Origin of the sequence: Arthrobacter sp. OAP107 (assembly GCF_040546765.1) — a bacterium.
In the GTDB taxonomy this organism is placed as follows: domain Bacteria; phylum Actinomycetota; class Actinomycetes; order Actinomycetales; family Micrococcaceae; genus Arthrobacter.
Window position 1 is genome coordinate 2,727,110 of the sequence record NZ_JBEPOK010000001.1, and the last position, 23,699, is coordinate 2,750,808.

General features: G+C 63.4%; 18 protein-coding genes and 1 pseudogene. 6 read left to right on the forward strand and 13 right to left on the reverse strand.

Annotation, left to right across the window (positions count from 1 at the left end; translation table 11 throughout):
- The first annotated feature begins 116 nt into the window (after window positions 1-116).
- Window positions 117-968, forward strand: coding sequence for a fumarylacetoacetate hydrolase family protein (locus tag ABIE00_RS12735; protein ID WP_354260735.1), 852 nt, complete (start codon window positions 117-119; stop codon window positions 966-968).
- 60 nt (window positions 969-1,028) lie between these two features.
- The gene (locus tag ABIE00_RS12740) at window positions 1,029-2,636 is read left to right on the forward strand and encodes an FAD-dependent monooxygenase (RefSeq protein ID WP_354260737.1); all 1,608 of its coding nucleotides are present in this window, start codon (window positions 1,029-1,031) and stop codon (window positions 2,634-2,636) included.
- 200 nt (window positions 2,637-2,836) lie between these two features.
- Here ABIE00_RS12740 and ABIE00_RS12745 read toward each other — a convergent pair whose 3' ends face one another.
- The 5 genes from ABIE00_RS12745 to ABIE00_RS12765 all read right to left on the reverse strand — a co-directional run bounded on the left by ABIE00_RS12745 (window position 2,837) and on the right by ABIE00_RS12765 (window position 10,580).
- Window positions 2,837-3,988, reverse strand: coding sequence for a flavin reductase (locus ABIE00_RS12745; protein WP_354260739.1), 1,152 nt, complete (start codon window positions 3,986-3,988; stop codon window positions 2,837-2,839).
- On the reverse strand, window positions 3,985-5,439 hold the full coding sequence (locus ABIE00_RS12750) for an MmgE/PrpD family protein (protein ID WP_354260741.1): 1,455 nt from the start codon (window positions 5,437-5,439) through the stop codon (window positions 3,985-3,987). Before ABIE00_RS12750 ends, ABIE00_RS12745 begins: the two co-directional genes overlap by 4 nt.
- Window positions 5,440-5,448: 9 nt before the next feature.
- Window positions 5,449-6,948, reverse strand: coding sequence for a 4-hydroxyphenylacetate 3-hydroxylase N-terminal domain-containing protein (locus ABIE00_RS12755; protein ID WP_354260743.1), 1,500 nt, complete (start codon window positions 6,946-6,948; stop codon window positions 5,449-5,451).
- A gap of 153 nt (window positions 6,949-7,101) precedes the next feature.
- Entirely contained in the window at window positions 7,102-8,589 is a 1,488-nt protein-coding gene (locus tag ABIE00_RS12760) for a carboxylesterase family protein (RefSeq protein ID WP_354260745.1), read from the reverse strand.
- A complete protein-coding gene (locus tag ABIE00_RS12765; RefSeq protein ID WP_354260747.1) occupies window positions 8,586-10,580 on the reverse strand; it encodes a flavin-containing monooxygenase in 1,995 nt (664 codons plus the stop codon). The genes ABIE00_RS12760 and ABIE00_RS12765 overlap by 4 nt, the downstream gene beginning before the upstream one ends.
- 139 nt (window positions 10,581-10,719) lie before the next feature.
- On the opposite strand from ABIE00_RS12765, the gene ABIE00_RS12770 reads away from it, so the two are divergent.
- A complete protein-coding gene (locus ABIE00_RS12770; protein ID WP_354260749.1) occupies window positions 10,720-11,433 on the forward strand; it encodes a GntR family transcriptional regulator in 714 nt (237 codons plus the stop codon).
- A gap of 112 nt (window positions 11,434-11,545) precedes the next feature.
- On the opposite strand, the gene ABIE00_RS12775 is transcribed toward ABIE00_RS12770, so the two are convergent.
- The 5 genes from ABIE00_RS12775 to ABIE00_RS12795 form a co-directional block, all read right to left on the reverse strand.
- On the reverse strand, window positions 11,546-12,352 hold the full coding sequence (locus tag ABIE00_RS12775) for an ABC transporter ATP-binding protein (RefSeq protein ID WP_354260751.1): 807 nt from the start codon (window positions 12,350-12,352) through the stop codon (window positions 11,546-11,548).
- Between the two features lie 35 nt (window positions 12,353-12,387).
- Entirely contained in the window at window positions 12,388-13,257 is an 870-nt protein-coding gene (locus tag ABIE00_RS12780; RefSeq protein WP_354260753.1) for an ABC transporter permease, read from the reverse strand.
- Window positions 13,250-14,029 (reverse strand): ABC transporter permease, encoded by a 780-nt coding sequence (locus ABIE00_RS12785; protein WP_354260755.1) that lies wholly within the window; start codon window positions 14,027-14,029, stop codon window positions 13,250-13,252. The genes ABIE00_RS12780 and ABIE00_RS12785 overlap by 8 nt, the downstream gene beginning before the upstream one ends.
- Before the next feature lie 38 nt (window positions 14,030-14,067).
- The gene (locus tag ABIE00_RS12790; RefSeq protein WP_354260757.1) at window positions 14,068-15,078 is read right to left on the reverse strand and encodes an ABC transporter substrate-binding protein; all 1,011 of its coding nucleotides are present in this window, start codon (window positions 15,076-15,078) and stop codon (window positions 14,068-14,070) included.
- Window positions 15,079-15,358: 280 nt separating this feature from the next.
- Window positions 15,359-16,975, reverse strand: coding sequence for an FAD-binding oxidoreductase (locus ABIE00_RS12795; protein ID WP_354260759.1), 1,617 nt, complete (start codon window positions 16,973-16,975; stop codon window positions 15,359-15,361).
- A 146-nt stretch (window positions 16,976-17,121) separates the two neighbouring features.
- Between ABIE00_RS12795 and ABIE00_RS12800 the strand changes: the two genes are divergently transcribed.
- Complete coding sequence (locus ABIE00_RS12800) at window positions 17,122-18,057, forward strand: LysR family transcriptional regulator (protein WP_354260761.1); 936 nt, start codon at window positions 17,122-17,124, stop codon at window positions 18,055-18,057.
- On the opposite strand, the gene ABIE00_RS12805 is transcribed toward ABIE00_RS12800, so the two are convergent.
- The 3 genes from ABIE00_RS12805 to ABIE00_RS12815 form a co-directional block, all read right to left on the reverse strand.
- On the reverse strand, window positions 18,054-19,361 hold the full coding sequence (locus ABIE00_RS12805; RefSeq protein WP_354260763.1) for an NtaA/DmoA family FMN-dependent monooxygenase: 1,308 nt from the start codon (window positions 19,359-19,361) through the stop codon (window positions 18,054-18,056). The genes ABIE00_RS12800 and ABIE00_RS12805 overlap by 4 nt on opposite strands.
- A gap of 184 nt (window positions 19,362-19,545) precedes the next feature.
- Complete coding sequence (locus tag ABIE00_RS12810; protein ID WP_354260765.1) at window positions 19,546-20,910, reverse strand: MFS transporter; 1,365 nt, start codon at window positions 20,908-20,910, stop codon at window positions 19,546-19,548.
- 219 nt (window positions 20,911-21,129) lie between these two features.
- A complete protein-coding gene (locus ABIE00_RS12815) occupies window positions 21,130-22,023 on the reverse strand; it encodes a VOC family protein (RefSeq protein ID WP_354260767.1) in 894 nt (297 codons plus the stop codon).
- A gap of 186 nt (window positions 22,024-22,209) precedes the next feature.
- Here ABIE00_RS12815 and ABIE00_RS12820 point away from each other — a divergent pair.
- Together ABIE00_RS12820 and ABIE00_RS12825 are read left to right on the forward strand one after the other, a co-directional pair.
- A pseudogene (locus tag ABIE00_RS12820) lies at window positions 22,210-22,572 on the forward strand (AAA family ATPase); the annotation flags it as partial.
- A 543-nt stretch (window positions 22,573-23,115) separates the two neighbouring features.
- Entirely contained in the window at window positions 23,116-23,313 is a 198-nt protein-coding gene (locus tag ABIE00_RS12825; protein ID WP_354260769.1) for a hypothetical protein, read from the forward strand.
- The last annotated feature ends 386 nt before the right edge of the window (window positions 23,314-23,699 follow it).

The window sequence follows — 23,699 nt, forward strand, 5'->3', positions numbered from 1 at the left end:
GTCAGGATAATGTATCCTCTGTCAGGATGTACATTTTTCTTCGATCGGTGAGGCCGCCGGCACAGAGAAACGGCATCGCTCCCCCGGGCGCTGAGGCGCCGCGAAAGGAACCACAGATGAACTATGCAAGCTTCCTATCCGCCGACGGCACGCCCACTTGGGGCATCATCGCCGAGGGGCGGGCGTACGATCTAGGCCCCAGCGGAACCAACGTCGCCCTCACACTCCGCGCCGCCATCGAGCAAGGCATCTTCGGCACCGTCGGTGAGGACTTCCGAACCGCCTCTTCCCGCGAAGAGGCGGACATCGAGTTCCTTCCCGCTGTCACTGATCCGGGCAAGATCATCTGCATCGGCGTGAACTACCGCAGCCACCAGGAAGAATCCGGTAAGACGGAGCAGAAGGCCCCTACCATCTTCACCCGCTTCGCGGACTCCCAGATGGGCCACCTGCAACCGGCCCTTATGCCGGCCACCACCACCAAGTTCGACTACGAAGGTGAAATGGCCCTGGTCATCGGCAAGGAAGCGTTCCACGTAGCAGAAGAGGACGCCTTTGACTACGTCGCCGGCTACGCCGCCTACAACGATCTCAGCGTCCGTGACTGGCAGCTTGCCGCCTCCCAGTGGATCCCCGGCAAGAACTTTCCCGGCACCGGCGGCTTCGGCCCCTACCTCGTGCCTGCCGCCGGCCTGGGCGACGTCAACGGGCTCACCCTGGAAACCCGCGTCAACGGCGACATCCGGCAGAAGGCCTCCGTGGCCGACCTGTACTTCACCATTCCGCAGCTGATCGCCTACGTCACCGGCTTCACCAAGCTCTCCCCGGGCGACGTGATCGTCACCGGCACCCCCGGCGGCGTGGGCCTGTTCATGGAGCCATCCGGCCTGCTCTCCGAGGGGGACGTCGTCGAAGTGGAAATCACCGGCCTGGGCACCCTGAAAAACACGGTGGAGCTGGTGTCCTGACCGGGACCCTGTTCCCGCCGCCCCGACTGCACTCATCCTAGGAACGGAACTTTGATCGGCATGGACAATATCATTGAAACCGACGTACTGGTCATCGGGGCTGGGCCCATTGGCCTGGCTGCGGCGAACCTGCTGGCGGACCAGGGCGTGCACGTGATGCTCGTTGAACGCCATGCCGGTACATGCGATGAACCGCGGGCCATCAGCGTCACCGATGAAACGCTGCGCGTCATGCAGCAGATCGGCATTCTGGACCGGCTCGCGCCGGAGATGCTCATGGACACCGGCGCGCGCTACTTCGGCCGGAAGGAACAACTCCTGGCCGAGGTCCACCCGGCCAGTCCCCGGCTAGGCCAGCCCGGGAAGTCGCAGTTCGACCAGCCCGTCATGGAATCACTGCTGCTCGAGGCCGCCCGGAGCCGTCCGCTGATCGACGTCCGCTTCAACACCGAAGCGTTCCGCATCACGGATGGCCCTGGGCATACGGACACAGTACTGGTCGACCAGGACGGCAAGCACACCGTCCGTTCCAAATGGGTAGTGGCGTGCGACGGCGGCCGCAGCCCGGTCCGCTCCCAGCTCGGCATCCCGATGGAAGGTTCCACGCAGGTCCAGAAATGGATCGTCGTGGACATCATCAACGTTCCGGGTGAACCGGAACCGTTCTCCGAGTTCCACTGCAACGGGACACGTCCCGTCGTCGTGGTTCCCGGAGTCCACGGCCGCCGCCGCTACGAGTTCATGCTCCTCCCCGGCGAGGAGGCCGCAGCGGTGACGTCTTCGGAGGCCATCATCAAGCTCGTCGCGCCGTTCCAGACTATTGCGCCTGAGGACATCCGCCGCGCGGCCGTCTACGTGGCCCACCAGCGCGTGGCATTGAACTACCGCGTGGGGCACATCCTCCTTGCCGGGGACGCCGCCCACATGATGCCTCCGTTCGCCGGGCAGGCCCTCAACGCCGGGATCCGCGATGTCGCCAACCTTGCCTGGAAGGTCGCCGCAAACATCCAGGGCACCGGCACCGAGGCCCTTGTAGACACCTATCAGTCGGAGCGGCGTCCGCACGCGGTGGACATGGTGCGCCTCTCGCATCGGATCGGCAACGTGGTGATGAACGTCAACCCGGCGCTGACCGCCATCCGTGACGCCGTCATCAGCGCGTCCGGCATCGTTCCCGCCGCCAAGGGCTGGCTCGCCGGTATGAAGTTCCTCAAGCAGCCGCACTTCACCGACGGCTGCGTGGCGGACCCGGGTAGTGCAGGTTCCAGATGGGCAGCCGCGCTGGTGGGCCGCTCTCTTTCCCAGCCGCAGGTCACGCTGTCCACCAGCGATGCCGTCCCGCTGGACACCGTCCTCGGTACGGGCTGGTCACTGCTGCACTTCCCCTACGATCGCCGTGCACCCCTTGAGGTCCGGCGGCTGGGCACAGTGGAGAACGACGACGGCACGCACCTCGCGCTGACAGGCGTCACGGCCGTCACCGACACCGACGGCGCGTTCGCGGCTGTCGCCGGGAGCGGTACGACCCTCTTGGTGCGGCCGGACCGCTATGTCGCAGCAGCCACCACTCCCGACACCGAGCAGGCGGCGTTCGAGGCGCTGGCCGCGTACGTGCCGCAGCTGGCCCGCCTGCGGAATGCCGCAGCTGCAGTGCCGGCTATACGCTGACAGGCCGAGGGAAGGGAGCGGGGAGGCCGAACGGCCTCCCCGCTCTTTTTGCTGTGTGCATGCCCACTAGTGCCAGCGGCAGGGCGTTTCCAGCGCTGAGCTGCTACCGAGTGGGGACAGGCTCGAACGACGGCGGGGCCGCACCCACCGGGATCGGAATCCCTGGGTGCGGCCCCGCCGTCGCCGTTTGAAGCCGTTGCTTAGACCTCGCCGCCGTGCCGTTCGATGACGTCGCTGGCCAGCTGCTTGCCGAAGGAGGTGTGCAGGCGGAGAGCCTCGGCCGCCCGCTCGTGGTCACGGTCCCTCAGTGCCGCCGTGAGCTCGACGATGTGGCTGTGGTCCATCTTCCGGGCCCACTCTTCGCTGTTGAGAGCCTCGCGCCAGACCGTGCCGATGCCCAGGCGGCGGAACGCATCAGTGAGCTGGGCGGAGCCTGCCACGCTCACGAGCCGGTTGTGGTACTTCGCGTTCGTCTTGAGGAAGGTGTCCAGCGCTTCCTCGTCACCCTGGCGCAGCACGGCAAGCTCCTCCGTGAGGCGGCTCAGCTCTGCCAGGTCCTCGTCGGAGAACTTGTCGAAGTGGCTGGCGAGGACCCCGAGTTCGATCGTGAGGCGGCCGTCATAGACACTGTCCGTCAACTGGCGGGTGATGGGAGCGGGAAGGAATTCCCCCCTGTCCCCCCGGGTGACCAGGGACTCGGCTGTCAGCTTCACCAGGGCATTGTGAACGTTGTGCGGATCGGACTTGGATTGGGCTGCGATCTCCACCGGATCCAGCGCGGAATGCAGCGGGGTGCGACGCCCCAGGACCCAGTCGCGTACTGCATCGTAGGCGGCGAGCTCCTTGACCCTTTCGAGCCGTCCGAATGCACCGCGGAAGTAGGCCAGAGGCTCACCCGTGCTGGCTTCGGCGTCCGTGACCTGGCCGAGGAATACGGTGTGCGTCCCCCCGGTGGGGGTTTCCGCGACGCGGCAGACGATGGTGGCAAGGGCGCCGTCCAGCATGGGAACGCCCTCCGGCGACAGGGTGACAGGGACGCCGTCGAACTTGTCTCCGCCCTTGCGTCCGAACTTCATGGCGAGGTCGCTCTGGTCCTCGGCCAAAATGTTGATACCGAAGACTCCCGCCTTCAGCACGGCGTCGTGCGTGGAGCTGGAGCGGTTAAGGCAGGCGAGCATCATGGGCGGCTCCATGGACAGCGAGGACACTGCCGACGCCGTTGTGCCGTAAAACGCGCCGTCCACAACGGTGGTGATCACCGTGACGCCGCTCGCGAAGTGGCCCACAACGTGACGGAAAACAGCGGGATCTACGGCGATCTCCGCGGCGGGAACAACCTGATGTGCATTCACTTGATCCTCCTGGGATGTATTGCTGAAAAATGGGGTGTGAAGAGTCTGATGAGAGGTGCCAGGCTGTCCAGTTCCTCAAGGTGCTGGACGAGTTTTACTGCTTCCTCGGCATTTCTGCGCGGGGTCCTGCCGCCAAACTCGGCGTTGGCGTAGTACTTCTCCAGGATCTCCGCCTCACTCATCGGATTGGCGTAGATGTCCCCCTTGGGCACGTCCGTCCTGGCCCTGAGCACCGAACCATCCCGGAGCCGCAACTCCACCTCGGCGGTCAGCGATTCCGCGGGCGGCAGCGAATCAACCAGCCGGATCTTGTCCAGCAGCCGCTGCAGGCGCGGGTCCTGCATGTGCTCAAGCGTGAGGTGTTCCGGCCGGACCGTCATGTACATCAGGGCCGTGGCGGCCGTGAAGCGGATGCTGAATGCACCGGACACCTCCGGGCACTCGCCGATCGCGAAGGGCTGGCCCACGAAACCGTTCAGAGTCCGTGGCGTCACGTGGATAACAACCTCCTCGATCTCGTCCTCGTTGAACCTGTTTTCCGTGGCTAGCCGCACGCAGGCGTCCAGGGAGGGGTGGCTGGCGCGGCACGAGGACCACGGCTTGATCACGCAGTCCGCATAGAATGCCTCGCCAAGGCGGCGGGTCACCTTCTCCGGCGCCGGCGATGAACAGTACATGTCCAGGAACCCGTGCGGACCACCGATGGCATCCGCCGGCCCGGTGAAGCCCGACTGGGCAAGCTCCGCGGACACGATCGCGTTGCGGGCGGCGAAGGCCATGGGCAGTTTGAACGCGAGGGTCTGGTCGAAGATGTTGGCCACGGTTCCGGACAGCTGGTTCACCGCGATGCCCAGCGCGTTCCGGACCTGGTGCGAGCCGAGCCCCATCAGTTTGGCTGCGACTGCGGTGCCGCCAAGGCCATTGACAGTGCCGGTGTTGTCCTGACCGCTGTAGACGTCAAAGCCCGACGCCGCAGCCAGTCGCGCGGTGAGGTCGTCCCCGAGGATCAATGCGGTGAGCAGCTCCCTCCCTGAGGAGCGCTGCTGCTCGGCCACAGCCAGAGCCACCGGAACGGTGGTCCCGCTGATGTGGGCTGCGGTCTGCGTATGGTCCTCGTATTCCGCGCCGATCGGCTCGAAGTCGTAGGACCGCATCATAACCGCGTTGACCATCGCCGCGTTGTGCGCCGGCAGCCTCGTGCCGTGGACCAGGACCCGGGATTCCGGAGCCCCGCCCCAGCGGCGTGCCAGGCGCAGGAGGGCGTTGTTGCCCTGGGCGCGGTGGCCCGCGGCGATGTTGCCCAGCGCGTCGATGATCCGGACCTTGGCCCGCGCGACGCTGTCGGCGTCCAGGTTTTCGAAGCCGGTGCCCGCAACATGCCCGGCCACAGTGCCCGTCATGTTGTCCAGGCTGTTTTCAAGGCCGGCCGCCTCGGCGGTCTCCGCGGTCATTGGGATTTCCTAGCTTCCGGCCCCGACGGCGATCCGGTCACCTGCAGTGACGCTGTCCGACGCTGCAGGGGTACCGTCAATTTCCTCGAACATGGCCTGGTAAGCACCGGTTTCCCCGGCTGCCTGGGCCTTGCGGTGGTCGAGGGCGCGGGCACGGCCGATGCTGCCCAGGTAGAAACGCTCGTAGAGCTCGATCCGGCTGCCCAGTGCCGAGCCGGCGAAGTCCCAGGCGGTGCGCATGATGCGGGCGCGTTCCTGGGCGCTGATGCCGTTGGCGCCGGGCAGGTACTTCTGCAGCAGCGGGCCCAGCCGGGGATCGCTGAAGGCACCGCCCGTGGGAGTTGCCAGCAGGTTGTGCGAGCCCATGGACTTGATGATCTCGTTGATCCGGATCATCCAGCCGGGCATGATGGCCCGCAGGGAGCTGATGTCGTCGTGGCAGAAGAATGCTCCGCCGCCCCAGTCCGAGGCCCGCAGTTCCGCGGAGTGGATGGCCGCGCGGGTGAGGCGGAGGTAGGTGTAGATCTCACCGAGCATCGCGCCCACCTCGGGCTTGTTCTCGGTTCCGGTCACCTTGGCGATCTGCGTGCAGAGGTCATAGGCGAACTCCAGCTTCACGGCGGCGCGGATGGCCGTCTGCTGCTGGGTGTTGCCGGAGGCCGTGCCGGCGTTGATGGAGTTATAGACGTCCAGGTTGCCGTCGATGAACACGCGGTTCCAGGGCACCAGCACGTCGTCGAAGATGATGACGGCGTCCTGCTCGTCGAAGCGGGCGGAGAACGGCTTGTCAGCAACATCGGCGTCCACGCCGTAGTGGTCGCGGCAGATGGCGACGACGCCCGGGGTGGCCACCGGTATGGCGAAGGAAAGGGCGTATTCCTCGTAGCCCTTTTGGATAGGCACCGCCGGGTAGACGTACAGCTCATCGGCGATCGGCCCGAGGGTGGCGAGCATCTTCGCGCCCCTGACGATCAGGCCCTCCTGGGTCCGCTCCACGACGCGCAGGGTGAGTTCCTCGTTCATGCCCTGCAGCTCCCCCACGCTCTTGTCGATCGCGGCGTGCACGATGGTATGGGTTAGCGCGAGGTCCTTTTCGATCACTTCGCGGTGGTACGCCGCCAGGCGCTGGTGGTACACCGGGTCCCCGGAGCGGTCGAAGATGTCCTGGCGGGACACGTGCCCGGCCAGGACCACATTGACGTAGTCCGGCGTGCGGCCCAGCATGCCGTTGGAGTAGCGGGCCAGGCGGTCGAAGGCGCGGTGGCGCCGGGCGATGTCCTCCGCGTTCCTGGGGAGCGAGAGGCTTACGTTCATGGCTTCGCCGGTCTCGGGATGAGTGGTCAGGCAGTCCGCGGCGTACTTGTGCTGGTAGTCGAAGTAGCCGGCCATACCTTCTACGGAGCCCTTAAAGGCCGGGTGGTCAAGGACAGAGATACGCTCCGACCCCAGCCACACCTCACGGCCGTCGTCCAAGCCCCGCTTGTACTCTGCTCCGGTGCGTGCAGTCACTGTGATCTCCTTCTAGCCGGATCCAACACTGGCGGTCCGACTACCATTTTTGGATAGAAAATATATTCCTGTTCGATTTTATATAAACAGCACAACTTTGGCAATGGTCCGCCAAGCACCCGTGAGCTGCCTTACAGCCGCAGGAGGGCCGCGCTAACGGCGCGGACGGAGTTCCGGCTCTACGCTGCCCGGTACTATCCCGCCGGCGGTCACGGTGTGCACCTGCGGGCGCTCCGCCGTGAACCGCCCCAGCGGCTCGCCGGATAAGGAACGCGGCCGACCGTCAGCCACAAAGCCGAGCAGCAGCGGCCGCAGCTGGTCGGAAACTTCATCGAAGCTGTCCTCGGGAAAGCCGCGGAGCATCGGGGCGTCCTGCCAGTGCGCCCGGTTGCCGAAGAGGAACGGCAGGTCAAAGCAATGCGGGCTTCCGGCCCCTTCAAGCTTGCTGGGAACCGAGAACCGCAGCAGCGTCGACTCCACTCCTGCGGCGTTAGCCCGGCCAGCCAGTTCCGTGGCGGCAAGGCCGAACTGGTGCAGGCTCATGGCCTCCACGAGCTTGGCGTGCGGGGTTGCCTCCGGCAGCCGCGAGTCGAGGAAGTCCAGGACTTCGCGGGCTTCCTCGAAGTGTGCGGCCACGAAGTCTGCCACCTGCTCCGGTCCCACAGCAGGCACCGGCACAGCATGCAGGAAAGCTACAGCCTCGTTGTCCGTACTGGTGAGCAGCAAAGACTCCACATGCAGAGCGGAGGCAGCACGGCGAAAGTCCATCGCCCACTCCGGAACCAGCCCGCCGTCCGCCGCCGGCACCAGCCCAAGTCCGCGCCCCGCATATGCCCTGCCGACTGCAGCCTGGGCTTCAAGAATGGCGGGAATGGGAGCATCAGCCAGTCCCCCGCCCCCGCACCCGCCGTTGGCAAGCGCGTCATTGAGAAAACCGTTGAACAGTTCCCGGCGTTCTTCATAGGCAGCGGGGCTGAGCGGCGGCTGCCAGGGCAGGCTGAACAGCGCTGTCCGGCTAAAAAGTCCCTTCGCGGCGGGGGCGAGGCTAAGGATGTAGGCGTACCAGGCCCCGGCCGAATGGCCGGCGAGGGTGACGGCCGCAGGGTCTCCCCCGAACGCGGGGATGTTCACCGAAACCCACCTGAGCGCCTGCAGGATGTCCTGCGCACCGAGGTTGAGGGGCCCGCCGGATCCGCCCAGTAGCGCCAGCGCGCCCAGCCGGTAACTGAGGGTGACCACTACGGCGTTGCCCTCGGTGGCGAGCCGTGCGCCGTCGTACCAGCCCACGTTTCCCGCGCCGCTGATGAACGCTCCGCCGGGGAGGAAAACGAGGACGGGCAGGTCCTGGGCGCCCTCGGGTGCCCAGATGTCCAGCAAGAAGGAGTCCTCGTCCTGCGGCAGGCGGGAAAGTGCCGGGCCCATGAGCCAGTCCAGGGACCCTGGCGACTGCGGAAACACGGTGGGGCCGACCTGGGCACTCCCGGGCGAGGGATCGCCGAGCGGCGAGAACCGGTCGGCAGCGTCCAGCCGCTCACCGTAGCGGACCCCGGGAACGTGGACGACGCCGTCGGCTGTCTTTCCCCAGTACACCGAGTCACCGGCGGAGAAGGCGTGCGGCCCGGCGATGAGGTGGGGGCTCATGCGAGCTGGTTGTAGTCGTCGAGGTTCACGGTTCGGGTGATGTTCCAGAAGTCCACAACCTTATAGGGCCAGATCTGCGAGACGCGGCCGAACCTGTTCTTGTACCAGGTCTGCACGGAGGGATGGCCCCAGGCCTTGGTGGCACTGGCGGCATCCAGCTTTTCGATGAAGCCGTCCAGCACTTCCTGCTTGAGGTCCAGGCCCTTCAGATCGTTTTCGACGATGATCCGGATGGCCTCGAGGATGTATTCGACACCGTATTCGATCATGGAGTACAGGCTGCCGTTCACCACATGGCCCGTGTTGGGACCGGCGACCATGAACAGGTTGGGGAAGTTGGGAACCGTGATCCCGGCGAAGGCCTTGGCATCGCCGCCCCAGTATTCGTGCAGGTCCGCGCCCTTGCGGCCGGTAATCTGTAACGGCTCGAGGAAGTCAGAGGCCTGGAACCCGGTGGCGTAGACGATGATGTCCACTTCGTGGAGCACGCCGTCCTTGGTGACGATACCCTCGGGGACCATACGGTCGAGCCCCTCGGTGACCAGCGTGGTCTGCGGCTTCTTGAGCGATTCGGCCCACACGCCGTTGTCCCGGAGCATCCGCTTGCCGCCCACGATGTAGTTGGGCGTGACCTTGGCCAGCAGGTCGGGGCGGTCCTGGTACTGGCTGGCCAGCAGCTCGGTCAGTTCGCGGCGCACTTTCTCGTTCACGGCAGAGACGCTGCCCGGCCTGTTCCAGCCCGGCTCGGCGACAGCGGTGTGCTGGCGGCCCTCCACGCCCAGCCAGTGCTGCCAGAACCGCAGCCACTGCCCGTAGTGCGGGAGCTTCCGGACCAGCCACTGGACCGAATCCGGCATGTCGTCGTAGTAGCCCTTCGTCGGAAGCATCCACGGCGAGCTGCGCTGGAAGACCGTCAGCGCGGAGACCTGGTCCACGATGGCCGGAACAATCTGGTAGGCGCTGGCGCCGGTTCCGATCACGGCTACCCGTTTGCCGGTCACGTCCACGCTGTTGTCCCACTCGGCCGAATGCATCTGAATACCGGCAAAGGATTCACGGCCCGGGACGTCCGGATACTTGGGACGGTCAAGCTGCCCGACGGCGGTAATCACGGCATTGAACAGGCGCGTCGCGGGGCGGCCACCGGCGTCGATGGTGTCAACGTTCCAGAGGCCGGTGGTTTCGTCGTAGTCCGCGGACGTGACCTCGGTGTTGAATTCGATGTTGTCCAGGATGCCGCCCCGTTCGGCCACCTGGCGCGTGTACTCGAAGATTTCGGGGCCCTGGGAAAACTGCTGTGGCCAGTCATCACGCTGGGCGAAGGAGAAGCTGTAGGCGTAGTTGGGCGTATCCAACCGCACACCGGGGTACGTGTTCTTCCACCAGGTGCCGCCCACACTGTGGCCCTTCTCGAACACTGTGTAGGGCACGCCCGCCTGCTTCAGGCGGTAGGCGGCCGCCATACCGGAGACGCCTGAGCCGATGACGGCGACGCTGAAGTCCCGGCCAACAGCGATGTCGCGGAAGTTCCACTTCGGCTTGCCGCCGTGGCCCTCGACCAGGGCCATGTCATGCATGAGCATCGGGTGGTACTCCGGGTTGGCTGCATTTGTGATCCAGGTGAGGATGTCCTGCGCTTGCGCCTCCGTGAGTGTCCCGACGCCGGTCAGCTTCTCGTCCCGAACACGCTTCAGTGCCGCGAATGCCAACTCCCGCGCCTGCACCTGCTGTTCGCCGCTCATGCCGCCATGGGGCATGCCCGTGATTTCGGCAGGGGGCTGCGGCGGACGGAGGTCATCGCGCAGCAGCGAGAAGTCCCGGGTGACGGCTGCCAGGGCGACCATGAGGGCCGGCAGGTCCGAGCCCTCCACAATGTCGCGGAGGAAGGCATCGTCTTCGGTGATGGCCTCGTACTGGTCACGCCAGTACAAGTCATCCACCACCGCCTCCCCTGTGCCCTGGGCTGCTGCTGCTGTGCTGGAGTTGGTCACGGCGGTTCTCCTTGTGATTGGGGGATCTGCAGAGGACCGACGTGATCCGGGTCTCTCCTGCGAGCTATCTCCATTCTATAAGCTGTTTTGCATAAGTCAATCAAGAAAATATTCTTTGGGGGCGGCTACAATAATGCACATGGCGAAAAGTACCGATTCTGAGACGCTGAGCAAACACATCCGGGATTCCCTGCGCGATGACATCCTGTCCGGCCGGTGGGCCCCGGGAGAGAAGCTGCAGCTCTCGGTGCTATCAAAGCACTACGAGACCAGCAGCACCGTGATCCGTGAGGCCCTCACCAGGCTGGTGGGTGACCGCCTGGTGCTTCTCAAACCGAACCGGGGCTTCTTCGTACCCACACTCTCCCTCTCCGAGCTCAAGGACATCAACGAGCTCCGGTGCCGATCAGAGGAATTTGGTATCGGGCTAGCCATCGAGCGCGGGGACCTCGCGTGGGAATCTGAGCTCATCGCCGCCCACCACACCCTGGAGCGGACCCCTTACCGCGAATCCACCAGCGACGCGCAGCTGACGGAAGCCTGGAACCGCGCCCACCAGGCGTTCCATGCCAAGCTGCTGGAGGCCTGCGGCGTGCCCGTCCTGATCGATCTTTGCTCCACCCTGTCCGATCTGTCCCAGCTGTACGGCCGCTGGGCCGGCACTGCCACCCGGTTCACAAAGCGCGATATTGCCCAAGAGCACCGGGACATCCTCGCCGCCGCCTTGCAGCGCGACGCTAAGCGCGCCTCCCGCCTCATCCGGGAACACTACGAAATAACGCTCAATGCCATCCTGAAGTCCGGCATTGACGATGGCGCGGGACAGCACGGCAAGGCTCCTGCAAAGGTCTGATCTGCTTAACGCAAAGCCCGCCGGGAACCTCAAGGAGGTTCCCGGCGGGCTTGTTTGTGCAACCGCAGCTCCGGCAGCACGATGGCGCTAGGTGGTTTGCCTGACTGGCTGGTCAGTGGTTGCGGAGGCGGTGCAGGATGCGCGCCCGTGCCTCCGCGAAGCGCGGATCCGCCTTGGTTTCCACTTGGTCGCGGTGGTCACCAAAGCCTGTCTCGATCACGTCCACCACAGTGGCGGGCTTTTCCGCGAGCACGACGACCTTGTCGGCGAGGTACAGGGCCTCGTCGATGTCATGGGTTACCAGGATGATGGTCACACCCAGGTTTGACTGAAGGTCGATCACGAGATCCTCAAGATCAAACCGGGTCTGCGCGTCCACTGAGGCAAAGGGCTCGTCCATGAGCAGGACCTTGGCGTTGTAGGCCAGCGCCCTGGCGATCGCGACGCGCTGCTGCATGCCGCCGGACATCTCCCAGGGATATTTGTGTCCCTGCCCGGCCAGCCCCACCGCGGCCAGGTTCTTCGCGGCCGTTTCGTTCCGCTCCTTCTTGCCGATTCCGCGGCCCTGGAGCGGGAAGGCGACGTTTTCCAGCGTTGTCATCCACGGCATCAGGGACCGGCTGTAGTCCTGGAACACTACGGCAAGGTCCCGGTGCGGGCCGCTGATGGCCTCCCCGCCAACGCTCACCGTGCCGCCCTTGGGCCTGATGAGACCGGACAGGACCCGGAGCAGGGTCGTCTTGCCGACGCCGGATGGCCCCACGATCGAAACGAACTCGCCGTCGTTGACCTCCAGGTTGAGGTCGTCGAGAATCTTGTTCTCGGCGTCGCCAAAGCCGTAGCTCATGGTCAGTCCTTGGACTTCGAGCAGTGGCGCCGTCACTGCCTGCTCCTGATCGGGTACTGCCTGAACAGCCATGGTGGCTCCTTCTTTCAGATGTTGGATCGTGGGTGTCATTTCGCGCCCGATTTGAAGTACCAGCTCAGGATCCTGCGTTCGAAGACGATGAACAGCAGCGAGAGGATGTAACCGATGACGCCGACCAGCAGTGCGCCGGCCCAGGTTTCGGGTACCTGGAACGTGGCGGATGAATTGAGGATGTAAAAGCCCAGGCCCTTGTTGGCGGCAAACAGCTCGCTGACCACCATGACGGTGATGCCAATAGGCAGGGCTACGCGGATGCCGGCAACGATCTGTGGAAGGGCGGCAGGCAGTACCACACGGCGGAAATGCAGGCCCGCCGGGATGCGGTAGACCCTGGAAAACTTCCGGATGGTCGGCTCCACGCTGAGAACGCCGTCGATCGTATTCAGCAGCACAGGCCACATGCAGGCGAAGGCAATGGTGTAGATCTTGGGCCCTTGCCCGATGCCGAACGCGCCGATGATGAGGGGCACCAGTGCGGCCTGCGGCACCGAACGGAAAAAGTGGATGACCGGGTCAACAATTTCCCGCAGCCTCCGCGTCTCACCAAGAACCAGCCCACCAGCGATGCCCACCACTACTGCCAGCAGGAGTCCCGCGCCCAGGTTGGTCAGGCTGTAGCTTGCCCCGGATCCGATGACTCCGTTGGCGAGGTCCCGGCGCAGGCTGAGCAGGATGTCCTCAAGGGACGGAATAAAGATGTTGGTGCTGTTGGCGGAAGTGGTCCACCAGATGGCGAAGACCACGGCGATCAGCCAGGTTCTCTGCAGGACGTTCAGGAGCGCCTTGACGACACGGCTACGTTCGCGGATCCCGCCGGGCTGACGTACACTCCGTGTCTTCGGCGCATCCGCGCCCGCAGACATCCTTGGGGGTGTGCGCAGTGCCGTGTCAGTCATTGGTCCGCCTGTTCCACTTGAGGAGCTTGCCTTCGGCCAGATTCAGGAGGCCGGCGATGCCCCAGCCCACGATGCCGGCGAAGAAAAGGTAGGCAAATGCCTGATCCCATCGCTGTGCCTGCTGGGCCAGGGTGATTTGCCGTCCAATGCCCGGCGCCTGGCTGAGCACTTCGACACCCACCGACACCAGGATGGCGATGGAGGCGGAGATCCGGACACCGGTAGAGATGAACGGGGTGGCGCTGGGAAGCAGGATCCGGCGGAACCAGAGCAGCCTGGGAATCTGGAACGTCCGCGCGGTGTCCACCACCGCCGTGTCCATTCGCCGTGCTCCGTAAATCGTCTGTACCAGCACGGGCCAGAGGCAGGAAAGCGAGACGACACAGATTTCCATCTGTGCGGTGGCTCCGAGGACCATGATGACAACAGGCATGAGTGCGAGGACGGGGAAGGACCGGCCGAAGTCTATGAGGATGGATGCGGAACGGTCCAGCGTTGGGACTGAGCCGATCACCAGGCCCAGCACCGTGCCCGCACTAACGGCGATCAGCCAGCCGCTGACGGCAGCGGTCATGGTCTGCGCCAGCGACGTCCAGAACAGGGTGGAAGTGAGTGCGTTCGCAATGGCTGTTGCTATTGCGGGTACCCCCGGAGTCATAGAGGGCAGCGAGCCGCTCCAGATCACCAATTGCCATACCATGAGGAGTACCGCGACTGCCAGCAGCCGCTGGCTTGTCAGCCCCACATCCAGGGCTCGTATTTGTGTCTTCATCTTCGTCTCTCAGTCAGGTTTCTTGGCCGGCCCCGCTGCTATTTCGAAAAGCGCGGGGCGCCGGTCCAGAGCATGCCCTCCGCAGTCAGTGGGTTCTTTACGAATCCAAGCTCCACCATCGCGTCAATGCCTGCCTGCCCGGACTTGAGGTTGATGGAGGTGTTGACCGGAACGTAGGCTTTAGGGTTGATCTTGGCGGCGTCAACCTGCTTGACCCGGGCTGAGATTTTCACGATGGCGGCAGAGTTGGCCGGATCCGAGTAGAACTTGGCCGCCTTTTCCATGGCTTCGTTGAATTTCTTGGCCGTGCCCGGGTTGCTCTTGAGCCAGGGTTCGGTTGCGGCCCAGACAGTCACCGGCATGTTGCCCTGGAATTCGCGGACCGGGCTGGCGATGCTCTTGAACCCGGCATCGACAAGCTGGTGGTAGTAGCTGTCCGCGACGAATGCTGCGTCCACAGTGCCTTGCTCGAGGGCGGCCTGCATTCCTGGGTAGGGTACGGCGATTTCCGTCAGGGATTTCGGGTCGATCCCTGCCGCCCTTGCGGCCTGGAGCATTGGGATATCTCCGCCGGTGTTTACGCCGTTGACGGCGACGTTCTTGCCCTTCAGGTCAGCCACCGTCTTGATAGGGCTGTTCTTAGGGATGACGATGCCGGAGTTATCCGCTTTCGGGTCAACCACGCCGTTTCCGGAGATGATTCTGACAGGCATTCCCTTGGCGGTGGCGGTGGTCATGACACCCCACGGCGCCGTGGTGATGTCCGCCTGTCCACTGACGGTCTGCGCCAGGTTGGCAGAAGGATCCGCACCGGGAATGATCTCGACGTTCAGGCCGGCTTCTTTGAAGTAGCCCTGCTCCTCAGCGACGTAGGCCGTCTCGAAGTGGATGGGTGCCACCACAACCTTGATGGCGGACTTGCCACCCGACTGGCTGCCCGCGGCCGCCTCGCCGGGAGATCCGCAGGCCGCTAGCAAGAGCAGGGCAAATCCGGCAACAGCCGGGATCAGAGCCTGCTTGAAGCGGGAGTAAAACGTGGGCTTTTCCATCCAGAATCTCCTCTTTGAGCAGTGGCGCAGTCGGCGGAAGGTTGTGCCGAACCGGGGGGTGCCACTGTGTTGCTGGTATTGGGCAGAGTTGCTCGGCGTCAACGTAATGATGCGTTGGCCAGGTCTGAGCTGGTCGCTTTCGCACCTTCAGTGAGCCGTAAATGCATAATATTTTTAAAATATATCCTCTTGAAAATATTGTGGCAAGCTTCACGGAATATATTTAGGGCCTTGCCTGCTCTCCTGTGTCGGGGAACTCGTCGATGGGTTCGCCCCGTGACTAGAGCCGGGCGGCGCTGGCGCTTGCGCGTTCGGCGGCGCCACCGGCACGCGGAGCGTCCTGAGCGGTGTTGACCTGGCGGTAACGGCGCGGCCAGACGCCTTGCTTTCCGGGTGAGAGGATGCCGTTGGGATCCAGTGCGTCCTTCAGCGTTTCCTGGAGTCGGCGGACGGCGTTGTTGTTGTAGTCGAAACCGTCGGCGATCACGTCCATGTAGTCGACGTGGCTGCGGTAGGGCGCGTAACCATGGCTGCGGGCGGCCGCCAGTAAGGCGGAGTAGAGTGCGCGTGCGCGCGCCAGCTGTTCCTGGTTGTCGTTTTCGAAGAAGATCATGGTCACGTGCACCATGTGGCGCGGGTACAGGTGGTAGCCAATGTAAAGGTCGAAGCCGAACCGCCGGTACAGTTCCTTGGCTTCCCGGTAGAACGCCCACACCTCCTCCCCGCGCGCCGGAATGATGGGGGCCGCGTCAATATGTCCGCCGTTTTCCGCCGCCCAAGCCACGGTGGACAGGGGCTTGAGAGTGGGCACGCCTGCCATTTGAGTGCGGTCCGTGTCCGCAATGTCGTCATAGGCCACCTGCACACCTTCAGCCCCTTCATAGAGGCGGGCCTTGACTGTGAACCCTTCAAGTCCGGCGAAGCGTTCCCGGATGATCTCAAGCCGACGCTGGGCGAGCCCTTTGTCGCCATAGATGGCGAACTTTGCATTCCACTGGCCGATGCCCATCTCCTGCCGCATTTCTTCCAGGCGATCATCCGGAATGGAGCCCTCCCCCTGGTACCAGCGAGATCGCGGACCGTTCATCGTGGCTGCGCGCACCACATTGCCGCAGAGGGCGTTGTTCTGGATGACGTCCTCGCGCCTGAGCTGGGTCAGGATGTCCACCAGCCGGGGCATGTCCTCCTCCCGCTCCACCACGACATCGCCGTTGATGTACACGTCCGGCCACGGCATAAGCCACAGGCCGATCTTGGTGACTATCCCCAGATTTGACTGGGTAAAAATACCGTCAAGGGTGGGGCCGAAGCCACCTTTGAAGATGGGCCCGAGTTCCGTTCCGTCCATGGCCCACATTCCGGTCCGTACCAACTTGCCGTCCGGCAGGATAACCTCCATGCCGCAAATGGACTGCACGTGGTCCCCCATTGGGGTCATCCCGTAGCCGCGGTCCAGCGCATTGCCCAGGATCGACCCCCAGCCAAGGGCGGGAACCGACATCCACAGCTTCAGTCCCTTTCCCTGGATGTGTTCGAACAGGTCGAAGAAGCTGACGCCGGGCTCGATGACGGCGTAGTTGAGATGGTCGTTCACCTCGATGATCCTGTTGAGGCGGCTCAGGTCCAGGGCAACCATGCCCCGGGTGCGCGGTTCAGGTCCGCCGTAGCCCAGGTTCTTGCCTTTCGAAAAGGACCACAGCGGTACGCCGGTCCTATTGGCCAGCCGGACGACCGCCTGCACCTCCTCCACGCTCCCGGGACGCACGCCCGGCCACTTGGCCCGTCCGGAATTCAGCGGGTACGGATCGATGTATCCGTCTTTGGGCGTGGCACGGACAACATTGTCCGCTCCGACAATAGCTTCTGCCTGGTCGAGGAAACTTGCTTGGGCGTCCATTTACGTCACGTCGCTTTCGGGGAGGGGTGCCGGCGCTGCGGCGATACTGGGGCGCGGTCGTCAGCGCCGTTTCTTTCATGATGACAAGCTGAACTGTTCAAGTAAACCGCGTATTTTCGCTCATGCTTGTCAGTAGAATTGACAATGTGAATATCACCCTCAACCCTTCGATCACGCTTCGCCAGGTTCTCCACTTTGTGGTTGCAGCCGAAACCGGCACCATGAGCGAGGCGGCCCGCCGGCTGCACATGGCGCCGTCGGCCATCTCCATGTCCATCGCGGAACTGGAGCGGATTGTCGGAGCTCAGCTGTGCATCAAGCGCAAGTCGAAAGGGCTCACCCTGACGTCAACGGGCATCGTCGTTTTCCGCCAGGCACGCCAATTGCTTGACCTTGCTGACGAGATCGCGTCACTTTCACAACGGGACAGGACGGATATCCGGGGTCCGTTGACCGTCGGGTGCTTCATGCCGCTGGGACCCACCATCATTCCGCCGATGCTGGCCGATTTCGCGGACCAATGCCCGCACGTTGAGGTTGATTTCATTGAGGGGTACCACGAGGATCTGCAGGAGCGTCTGCTCAACGGTTCCATCGACGCCGCCTTCGTCTATGACATGGACATTTCCCCAGCCCTCAAGACGGCACCGCTGCTGTCCGTGGAGCCGTACATCCTGCTTCCGGCGGACCATCCCTTGCGCGAGGTCGAGGTGGTTTCGCTCCGCGACGTGGCTGCCAGTCCGCTCATTTTCTTCGACGCTCCGCCCATTTCCACGCGCATCCTGGAGATGTACCGCGATGTCGGGCTGACCCCAGACATCCGGCACCGCTCACGCAGCTATGCCACGGTCCGGTCGCTCGTGGCGAGCGGCCGTGGCGTTGCGGTGCTCTTCCAGCAACCCATGCTGGACGCGCCCTACGAGGAGCTGAAAGTTGTCCTCAAACGGGTTGCAGAACCCCGTGTTCACACCCGCGCCCAGGCCACCGTGTCGCTGGCCTGGACGCGGAGCATGCGGTTGAATGCCCGCGCCCAGGCGTGGGTGGGTGTCGCCGTCGAACGCTTTGGTTCTGCCGGTTCCTAAGCCGCGGGGCGCGAGAGTCCGAGGTTGTCACGCAGGGTGGTGCCCTCGTATTCGGACCGGAAGTAGCCACGGTTTTGGAGTTCCGGGACCAGCTTGTCGCAGATGAGTTTGAAGCCGCCCGGGTTGAAGGGCGCATTCAGGTTGAAGCCGTCGCAGGCCTTTGATTCGAACCAGTCCACCATGCGGTCCGCCACCTGGGACGGGGTGCCGGCCATCCACTGGTGTCCGGTGGAGCGGGCCAGGTCCACGATTAGTTCGCGCAGTGTCATGCCCATGTCCACACTCTTCTTGCGGTAGATCTGGTAGCGGCTGCCCAGCCTAGCGTCGTCGGAAAACCAGTCGGCCGGGATCGATTCATCGAACTCCAGCTCGGAAAGGTCCATCTTGAGGTCGGCGCCCACCTGCTTGCGGCCGTTGCCGAGGTGCACGTAGCCGGCCAGCTCATTGGCGAGGTCCTGTGCTTCCTTCTCGGTGTCCCCGAGAATAGGCAGGATGCCCGGGATGATTTTGACGTCGTCGGGATTCCGGCCCTTCTCGGCCACCATGTTCTTGAATTTGGTGTAGAACTCGATGGACGGTTCCTTGAACGGCTGGGCGGTGTAGATCCCGTCGGCCGCCGACGAACCCAGGTCCATGCCGGGGCCCGAGGATCCTGCCTGGACCAGCACGGGGCGCCCCTGCGGCGACCGGGGCATGTTGATGGGCCCCTCGACTTCAAAGAACTCGCCCTTGTGCCGGATGGCCTTGAGCTTGCTCCGGTCCACGTACTCGCCGGAGGCCCGGTCCACGATGATGGCGTCATCGGACCAGCTGTCCCAGAGCCGTTGCACCACATCCACGAATTCGGTGGCCCGCCGGTAACGAACGGCCGGGTCGGGAACGTCCTCCACCCCGTAATTGCTGAAGCCGTCCGACGACGTGACGATGTTCCAGCCGGCCCTGCCGTTGGACATGTGGTCCAGTCCGCACATCTGACGGGCGAGGTTGTACGGCTCGGAGAATGAGGTGGACATGGTTCCGATGAGGCCGATGTTCTTCGTCCTGGCGGCCAGGGCAGCGAGCACGGTCATGGGTTCGTAGAACCCGTTCATCTTGATGTCGCCCCGCATGACGGTGTTGGCGTGAACGATGTCCCCGAAGAAGACGGCGTCAAGCTTGGCGGCCTCGGCCATGGCGGTCAGGTCTGCAACGAAGTCCAGGTTGCCCAACTCTTCGGCCCGGCTTCCTTCCATCCGCCAGCTGTCCTTGTGGTAGCCAGCGGGCAGCATGAAGGTGGTAAGCACCATGTGATTCTTAGGCTTCATCGCCTGATTCCTTTCGTCATGTGCGCCAGTCCAGACGCCTCTCAGCCTCCAGCATGGCAGTCGTCCAATCTTGCGTAAATGCAGAAGTTTCTTAGCAGATAGTTCAATAAAACTGACAATGCTGGGTAAGAGGACGCCGCGAGCCGGAGCGCACGGCCACCCGCTGGCGAGCACTGTGGAATGTTTAGACGGCGTCGAGCTTGAGAAGTGAACCCTCGCGCGTGAAGCGCACTGCGGCGAGACCGGCCGCCAGGATGAGGATCCAGAACACTGCAACCATCCAAACGCCGCCGTCAGCTACGAGAACCAGGCCGGTGGCGATCATGGGGGTGAAGCCTGCACCGATCATCGAAGCGCCCTGGTACGACAGCGACGCCCCTGTGTAACGGACGCCGGTGGGGAATTGCTCTGAAATATAGGCGCCGATGGGTCCGGCGAGGGCGCCCTGGACCAGTCCGTTGCCGATCACCACTGCCACCGCGAAGCCCCACAGGGTCCCGTTAGTTAGCAGCATTATCAGGGGAAAGGCGAGGACGATGGCTCCAATGCCCGCGCCGGTGAGGACAGCGCGCCGGCCAAGCCGGTCACTGAGCCGTGCAGAGTAGAAGCAGACTGCCACCGTTACCACGGCGGCAGCTCCCTTCCAGTTCAGGACGCCGGAGCGATCCACGCCGCTTCCCACAGCCATGGAGACGCCCCACACAGTCAGTAGTCCCTGGCAGGCGTAGAATCCCAAGGTTGCAACGAGGGTGACCACGACGAGGCGCGGATGATGGCGGAGCACCTCCAGCAGAGGCGGGTGCTTGACTTTGGCGGCTTCGGCGTCGAGCTTCTGGAAGACGGGTGTTTCTGCCACCCGCAGACGGATGATCATGCCGATAAGGATCAGGACGGCGCTGAGCAGGAACGGTATTCGCCAGCCCCAGACCAGGAACTGGTCCCCGGTCAGGGCGGAAACGGCGGAAACCACAAGCGTGGCCAGTAGTCCCCCGGCCGGTCCGCCGGCGTTGGCAAATGCTGCAGCGAGGCCGCGCTTTTTTGCAGGAGCGTGCTCCAGGGCCATCAGGGTGGCGCCGCCCCACTCGCCGCCAACTGAAATGCCTTGGATGACTCGCAGGAGGACCAAGATGATCGGCGCCGCAACACCGACTTGCGCCGTGGTGGGCAGGACCCCGATCAGGACGGTGGCGCCGCCCATCATGAGCATCGACAGCACCAGCATCTTTTTTCGGCCGAGGCGATCACCGAAGTGGCCGAAAACGATGCCGCCGAGCGGCCTGGCGACGTATCCGGCTGCAAGGGTCGCGAAGGAGGCAAACAGGGAGAGGCCGGGGCCGAGGTTGGCAAAGAAGACCCGGTCAAACACCAGCGATGCAGCGGTGGCGTAAAGAATGAAGTCGTAGTACTCGATGATGCTGCCGATGAGGCTGGAGCCCAGAATGCGGCGCATGTCCTTGGTGTTCAGGGAGTCAGCCGGGGATGGCTTCCTGCTCGATGACAGGTCCACCGGCTTCTGGCTTCTCTCGTGGGAGGTTTTCGGTTCCAACATGATCTCTTTTCGAAGCTGTGAGAGTTCGGTGACCGACGGCGATGCGGACCTATTCCGAAGCAACCCCTTCATGCGCTCTACCAAGCATGACCCAGATCACAGCAGATGACCAATTTAACGCATAACCGTGGTGAAAGTATTTAATTCCGAGACAGGCGAAGGTGCGGAAGCGTGGAAGCTGGGTTGTGCCTAAATCACGGTGATGGCAGTCCGGAGCGTCTACCGGTGGAGGCTGCTGAGGGACCGGCGATCCACGGGGGCGAGCCCAAACTTGCGGAAGTCCAGGGGGCGGTAGGCGCCCCACATGTTGTACCAGTTCTCGTCCTCGCCCCATACGACCGGGGGGCGGGAGTCGTCGTAGATCTGTTCCAGGTCCGTGTAAAGCTCTACGACGGCCCCGGAGGTCTCCACGTAGTATGCGGCGATGTTGTGACCGGCACCGTGCCGGACCGGGCCCCAGATCAGCTCCCGGCCCAGTTTGTTCAGCCGGTCGCCGAGCTTTCCGAGATCGGAAATGCTCTGCGTCTGCCATGCGTGATGGTGCAGGGTCCCGTCGCCGCGTACCAGGGCAATGCCGTGGTGGTCAGCGTTGCAGCGCATGAAATAGGCAAAGTCATCCCCGATGACGTCCGAAAGGCGGAAATCCAGCACCCGGTGCAGGAAGCGCATCATTCCGCCGACGTCTCGGGGGTGGAAGTTGAAGTGACCGTACCGGTCCGGGCCGAAGGACTGCTGGAGGGCGATGTTCTCCTGCATGCCCACGTAGACTTCGAACACGAAGCCCTCGGGCCCGATGAAGGAAAAACCATCCTCAATACCAGCACCTCGGGGCTTGTTGCTGAGGATCGCCAAGTTCTCGTTCTCCACGCGCCGCCGGATCTCCCGCAGGGCATCGCCGTTGGCAGCGACCAGGCCGAAGCCATCCACGCCATTGACATCAGACTCGACGTAGACCAGTTCGTGGTGGACGTTACCGGCAGCGAGGTACACGGCATCGGACGTCCGTTCCGTTTCACGGAGCCCAAGGAGCTGGGTTGCGTCAAATACCGAGTTGGCCAGGTCCGTCGTCTGAATGCTCACGTGGCCCATGGCGCTAATCAATCCCCAGGACATCCTTGTCTCCTACTCGTTGCACGGCTCTAACGGATAGGGTTGTACCCGCTTTGTTCACGATAAAACACTATCGTACATAGAATAAATAATCTAGGAAAAAATATAAAAAGCGGCTCATCTTGTAGGCGAGACAGTATGACCAACTGGCGAATCAGGCAGTTCCACTCATTAGACCTGGACGGGGTCATCGGGCTGCCGGACCGGCAGGTCCGGGAAGCAATGTGGCAGCGCTTCATCCCGACGCCCGTGGTGGACGCCGTGGACGTGGAACTGCTTGTGGAACGCACGCAAGGCTTCTCCCCCGGCGACATTGAATACGCGGCCCGGGCCTCCCAGCGGGCACTGGAAAAAGCGGTGTGCGACGACGGCGGGCTGGCGTCAGGCGGCACAGTTTCGGTCCGGGAGGCGGTGCGGAAGGGGCCCTCCACCCAGGGACTACCTCGACGCCATCGCCGAAACCCGGACCACCATCAGCGCCGAAGTCCACCAAGACTTCCGGAGGACACCGACGCCCTGGGCTGCGTGTATTTGGAACAAACAGCCGAATGACAGGACCACGCACCACGCAGCGAGCAGACGCAGGAGCGTCAGCCACTCTAACCGATCGGGCGAGGAGGTACCGCTGTGGCGCCTTCATGTTGCTTGACGACCGGCTGATCCAGAACGGATGCTCTGTCTGCCCAATTGAGGCACACCCCAACCTGACGTCAGCCAGCTACGGCGGGACTCAGGTGTGGGTTTGGGTCACTGAGGCTGTGTCGGTGAATCACTGTTCCGTCATGCAGTCATCCAGCGAGTTGGCCATGAAGGAATATGAAAGACCAGCCAGGCGGAAACCTCATTTCCGGACGCCGCGCCCAAAAAACCTCCACCACATCATGCAGTAGACGCCGAAGGTACCCATGAACAGACAACGACACGAAAACCAGAGATGCAGGAGTGAAAGGCAGCGTGAGCTTCATGAGCCAAATGAACGGAAATGCAATCTCTCAGTCGGCCACGGTAATGCGCCCCAGAGCCTCTGCGGGAGTCCGGCGGAACCGATTCTCGAACAACTCGGTACATGTCATGCCGTCCTCCCCCCGACCCACCATGAACAAGCAGCAAAGCCAACACGAAGAGAGAAGGAGAAACCTGGTGAACACCCAACGGCCAAGAAAGGAAACCCCGCCGGAAATTTTCTCAGGGCATGTTGCCCCGGCCAGTTACGTCCATGAACAGGTAACAAGCACCAAGACCACCGAGCAAGGAACGGAAGAGGCAGCAGGCCACACCAGCGGCAAACAATGAAAAAGGCCCCCGAAGGGGCCCTTTCACAACACCATTTGTCCACACTCAGAGGCTAAAAAGCCCCTGAACAGGGAAAACACGTGCCCGAGGTGGGACTCGAACCGGGCGCCAACCCTTGAAAACCCGCCACTCCCCCAAAAACCTCCCCAATCCGGCCCAGTCCGATGCCAGTACAACCGAATCCGAAGCCCAGGGTGTGCATCAGTAATGATGGAATTGGCTTGTGTTGCGGTGTGACTCTGGGTGTGACTGACGCCCTGCGAAGGGTTTGTCTTGACAATGATCTGTCCGCCGCGGCGCAGGCTGCACTAAACGCGGCGGCCAGGTGGACATGACCTCATAGGAGCCTGCTCGAAGAATCCCATTACTGTCTTGTCTGCCCACCC